The sequence below is a fragment of the Bradyrhizobium sp. Unk1 genome, from assembly GCF_059512345.1.
In genome coordinates this window covers 1-3,208 of the sequence record NZ_JCAMOP010000137.1, presented here as the reverse complement: position 1 = coordinate 3,208, position 3,208 = coordinate 1, and the positions used below count along the sequence as shown (strand labels likewise).

The 3,208-nt window shown below is 66.2% G+C and carries 2 protein-coding genes; both read right to left on the bottom strand.

Going from position 1 to position 3,208, the window contains the following annotated elements; genetic code table 11:
- Window positions 1–404, bottom strand: a 404-nt coding sequence (locus AC5ZFO_RS47540; protein WP_496124204.1) for a chemotaxis protein CheW, incomplete at its 3' end; no start/stop codon positions are given.
- A 21-nt stretch (window positions 405–425) separates the two neighbouring features.
- Complete coding sequence (locus AC5ZFO_RS47535; RefSeq protein WP_496124203.1) at window positions 426–3,206, bottom strand: hybrid sensor histidine kinase/response regulator; 2,781 nt, start codon at window positions 3,204–3,206, stop codon at window positions 426–428.
- Window positions 3,207–3,208: the final 2 nt, after the last annotated feature.

Sequence of the window (3,208 nt, the reverse complement as noted above, 5' to 3'; positions counted from 1 at the left end):
CCGTCGAGGCGGTGGACGCCGCCGGCGAGCTTGGCCATGCGGGGATCGAGGTTGACGGGGTTCTCTTCCATGCCGGCCTCGGCAAGGCGCAGCACTTCGCCGATCTGGTCGATCAGCAGGCCGTAGGATTCGCCGCGCAGGTCGACGCCGACCGCCATGGGGGTCTTGCCGTCCTCGGGCTTGGGCAGGCCGAGCCGGGCGCGCATGTCGACCACGGTGACGATGCGGCCGCGCAGGTTCAGCACCCCCGCGATCTCGCGCGAGGACAAGGGAACGCGGGTGACGCGCTCGGGCATGAACACGTCCTGGACCCGGGAGATCGGCAGCCCGAACAGCTGGCCGCCGATCATCGCGGTGACGTATTCGACCATGGCGCCTTCGGTGGTCTGGGTCTTGTTGCTCATCTCGATATCTCCTCGTCCCCTTTAGGCCGCTGCCCGGTTCAGCTCGGAGGCGCCGGCGGCACCTGCGGTCTGCTCCTTCAGCGCCGCGATCAGACCGGGACGGTCGAACTTGGCGACATAGTCGTGGAAGCCGGCCTGACGGCCGCGCTCGATCGCCGCCGGCGACACCAGCGCGGACAGGCCGATGATCGGCATCGCGCCCAGATTGGTGTCCGAGCGGATCACTTCGGCGAACTCGAACCCGTTCATGTCGGGCATCTCGATGTCGGTCAGGACCACGTCGAAGCTCTGCGCACGCAGCGCAGCCAGGCCCTCCTGCGCGGTCGGCGCGGTGCGGACGCGGTAGCCGGCCGCCTTCAGCACCGGGGCCAGCATGTTGCGGAAGAAGGCCGAGTCGTCGACCAGCAGCACCGACTGCGAGTGCTGCGACGGCTTCATCTCCTTGCGGGTGAACCAGTCGGCGAACGCCATCGGCAGGAAGTGGCCGACGTCGATCACTTCGGTGGCCTGGCCCTTGATCACGGCCGAGCCGAGAATGCCGGAGGAGGAGCCGCCGACCTCGATGTTGAGCCGTTCCTCGACGATGTCGATGATCTCGTCGACGACGAGGCCCATGGAGCGGCCGTCATCGGCGAACACCAGGATCGGCTGGGCGCCCTGGCTCGCAATGGTGACGCTCTCCATGGCGACCAGCGGCATCAGCTGCTCGCGGTACTGCACCATGTAGCGGCCGTTGCTGAACTCGATCTTGTCGGCCGGCAGTTCCTCCAGGCGGGTGACGAGCCCGAGCGGGACCGCCTTGGGCTGGCTGGAGCCGGCGCGGAAGACCAGCAGCGAGGTGGTCTGCTCGCCACTTCCGATGTGATGCGCGCCGTTCTCGTCGCCCATGTCATGGGCCGAGGAGCCGGCGGCGCCGAGCGCCTTGGCAATGCCGTTGGGATCGATGATCATGATGACTGCGCCATCGCCCAGAATGGTGTTGCCGGAGAACATGTCGATGTGACGCAGCTTCGTCGACATCGGCTTGACCACGATCTCTTCGGTGTGGAACACGCCGTCGACGACGATGCCGAAGGTCTGGCTGCCGACTTGCGTGACCACGATAAAGCCGTTCTCGGGATCGCTGGCCGCGCCGTCGTCGATCTTGAGCAGCTTCTTGAGGTGGATCAGCGGCAGCAGCTTGTTGCGCAACCTGAGGACAGCGGTGTCCTTGATGCGCTCGATGCGGTGCTCGCTGTTGGCGCGGGCACGGACGAGCTCGACCACCGAGAGCTGCGGGATCGCAAAACGGTCGCCGGCGGCCTCGACGATCAGCGCCGAGACGATGGCGAGCGTCAGCGGGATCTTGATGGTGACGGAGGAGCCCTCGCCGGCCACCGACTTGATGTCGATGGTGCCGCCGATCTGGTCGATATTGGTGCGCACCACGTCCATGCCGACGCCGCGGCCCGAGACCGAGGTGATCGCAGCTGCCGTGGAGAAGCCGGGCGCGAAGATGAACTTGTGGATCTGGGCTTCGCTCATCTTCTCGAGCTCGGCCTCGGTGACGAGACCTGAGGAGATCGCCTTGGCCTTGATCCTCTCGGTGTTGAGGCCTCTTCCGTTGTCGGCGATGCAGATGATGATGTGGCCGCCCTCGTGATAGGCGGACAGGCGGATGGTGCCCTGCTCGCCCTTGCCGGAGGCGAGCCGCTCGGCGGGGGTCTCGAGGCCATGGTCGGCGGAGTTGCGCACCATGTGGGTGAGCGGGTCCTTGATCAGGTCGAGCACCTGGCGGTCGAGCTCGGTGTCGGCGCCGTGCATCTCCAGCTCGATCTGCTTGCCGAGTTCGCTCGAGAGATCGCGGACGATGCGGGGCAGCTTCTGCCAGGCATTGCCGATCGGCTGCATGCGCGTCTTCATGACGCCTTCCTGCAGCTCGGCGGTGACGTTGGACAGGCGCTGCAACGGCACCTTGAACTCGGTGTCCTCGTTGCGGCGGGAGATCTCCAGCAGCTGGTTGCGGGTCAGGACCAGCTCGGAGACCATGGTCATCAGATGCTCCAGCGTATCCACGTTGACGCGGATCGACTGGTTGGCGATGCGGTCGCCTTCGGCGGCGCCCTCGTCGGCCATCGACTTCTTCGGCGCGGCCTTGTCCTTGGCGGGCTTTGCTTCCTTCGCGGCGGGCGCCGGAGCTTCAGCAACGGGCGCGGCCTGAGCGACAGGGGCCGGCGCTTCGATCGCGGTCTCGCGGAAGGCGCGCTCGAGATCATCGAGCGAGACTTCGCCTGGACGGAGCGGACGCTCCAGCGTCTGCTCGATCAGCGAGCCTTGCGTCATCTCTTTTACCGGTGCCGCCTTGGCTTCAACAGGAGCAGGCGCTTCCGGCACCAGCGGCGGCGCTTCAGCAACGGGAGCGGCGGCCCCTGCGGCCATTGCCGCCATGCCCTGCTCGACCATCGCTTCCAGCTTGTCGATGAGATCGCGGTCGGTGCCCTCGGGCTCGGCTTCGGTCGCCTCGAGGCCTGCCAGGATCTCCTTGATGCGGTCGATCGATGCTAGGATCAACGTCACCGCGCCAGCCGTCACCGGCATGCCGTCGCGGAATTTGCTCATCAGCGTCTCGCCGGCATGCGCCAGCGCTTCCAGACGCGGCAGGCCGAGGAAGCCGCACGTGCCCTTGATGGTGTGGACCAGGCGGAAGATGTTATCCAGGATCTTGGCGTTGTTCGGCTCCTGCTCGAACTTCACCAACTGATTGTCGACGGTGTCCAGGCTCTCGCTGGTCTCCGTCAAAAACTCCCGCAACAGATCATCCATGA